This window comes from Citrobacter sp. wls826 (assembly GCF_005281245.1).
Lineage (GTDB): Bacteria > Pseudomonadota > Gammaproteobacteria > Enterobacterales > Enterobacteriaceae > Citrobacter > Citrobacter braakii.
Genome location: NZ_SZWS01000034.1, coordinates 46,992 through 48,985, shown reverse-complemented (window position 1 = coordinate 48,985; position 1,994 = coordinate 46,992). Strand labels below are relative to the sequence as shown.

The 1,994-nt window shown below is 56.2% G+C and carries 2 protein-coding genes; both read right to left on the bottom strand.

The window, feature by feature from the left end:
• Positions 1 to 39 precede the first annotated feature (39 nt).
• Positions 40 to 1,239 carry a protoheme IX biogenesis protein HemY gene (gene hemY, locus FDW87_RS08745; RefSeq protein ID WP_016155120.1) on the bottom strand — a complete coding sequence of 400 codons (1,200 nt, stop codon included), beginning with the start codon at positions 1,237 to 1,239 and terminating at the stop codon, positions 40 to 42.
• 2 nt (positions 1,240 to 1,241) lie between these two features.
• The coding region (hemX, locus tag FDW87_RS22150; RefSeq protein WP_252363083.1) for a uroporphyrinogen-III C-methyltransferase at positions 1,242 to 1,994 on the bottom strand (753 nt) is incomplete at its 5' end.

Sequence of the window (1,994 nt, the reverse complement as noted above, 5' to 3'; positions counted from 1 at the left end):
GTAGGCCCGGTAAGCGAAGCGTCACCGGGCAAGAAGGAATTACTGTGGGGGATTGTTGTTCTGCAGCGTCAACATCAGGCCATCACGACGCATGGTGGCGGCTTCTTCCGGCTGATGCAGTCTGTCCAGCGCGTCAGCAAGCCAGGCGTAGTCATAGGCATCTGGACGCTGTTTGAGAGCGGCACGGAAGGCGAACGTGGCTTCCTGCCATTCGCCGTGCTTCATTAGCGATTGGCCCAGCGTGCTCCACAGTAATGGGCGATCGCCGACGGCTTTAATCTGCTGGCGCAACACTTTTTCTATCTGTTCCGGGTTGTTGGTTTTCAGACGCGGGATCGGCAGCACCAGGCGGTCGTCATACTGGCGTTTAAGACCATCAATGATGACCTGCTGCGCCGTATCGTGATCGTCACACTCAATCAGATGTTCAGCCATTGCCACCTGCAGGGCAACCTGGTGACGGGTTTTACGGTTCTGGTTTTTCCACCATGCACGTAGCCCCTCGCTGCCCTGATCGGCGCGAACCTGATCCATCAGACCAACCCATGCCTGCTGTTCCAGCATCGCGCGGTGCTCGTCATCACCCACGTGCGCTTTTGCCATGGATGGAATGATATCCAGTAACGAACTCCATGCACCGGTACGAATGTAGGCCTGTTCAGCCAGACGCAGCACTTCCGGATGACGTGGCGTCACTTCCAGCAGTTTATCTACGCTGTGGCGCGCGGCGTGATTTTCATTACGCGCCAACTGCAGGCGAACACGAGTGATTTCTACCGGGATCGTATCATTTCCGGCCAGTTCGGCAGCACGCTCAAGGTGTTGGTTGGCACGAGCTTCGTCACCGCGCTGTTGAGCAGCTTCTGCCGCCAGCAGGTAATTCACTACCGGCTGTTCTGCATGATCGGCGTTTTTCGACATCAGCTTTTCAACCTGCTGATAATCGCCTTCTGCCAGCTTGAGCAGCGCCTGCTCCGTCTGCTTACGGGCGCGACGACGCTTCCGACCGACAAACCATCCGCGGGTATGCGCGCCAGTGCGGAAAATTCGGCGCAGCAGCCATTCAATCGCAAACAGGACGACCATTGCGACGATCAGAATGATCACCAGCCCCGTCACGCTGGTTTCGATATTGTAATTATCCGTCTGGATCAGTACGTAGCCCTGATGACCGGCAATCATTGGACCGACAACGATCCCGGCGATCAATAGCACAAAGAGCAATAATACTTTTAGCATCATTATTCTCCTTGCGGCGCAGTTGCCGGAGTTTCAGCTGAAGGCGCAGGAGCTGCTGCAACCGGCGCTGTGGCAGGCTGTGCCAGTAAATTACGTACGCGGGTCTGCATGAGCTTGTCGAGAAGCGCCTGGCTCTGCAGCGTTTCCGGTACGTCCATACTGATGCTTTGTTGGCTCAGTTGGTCTACCTCTTCAAGGAAAGCTTTGGTGGCTGCATCGTCGGTGTCGTAGTAGGCGCGCACCCAGGTGGAGACGTTTTCCAGCGCCTGGCGATATGTTTCCTCCTGATGACGCGGCACGGCCTGGGCGGCCACTAACAGGCGAGAACGGATATTTTCACGTAAGTAAACGTCCTGGTTCGGTGCCAGCAGCGGGACGGCGGTTTCATCACGACGGCGAACGGTGATAAAGCTGTCCATAAAGTTCTGCCAGCTTTTTTGCAGATTGACGCGCCATTCGCTGATCGAGCTGGAAAGCTCGCTGCTGTCGGAATCCATCGGCGAATCGTCGGTATCGTTGTCGGCCAGACGCAGGTTATCAATCTGGTTAGAGAGCTGATTCACTTTCAGGATAATGCCGTCATAGTCGACCTGAGTCACCGCAGAGAGGCTCGCGATATCGTCGGTAATCGCGCGACGGGCGGTAATCAGGCTTGGGTCATTCATATCCGCCAGACTGGCGTCAGCGCTTTTCAGCAGCGCCGCAGCGGTAGTAACGTCCTGATCGCTCCATAATTTGCGACCGGCCAGTTTCAC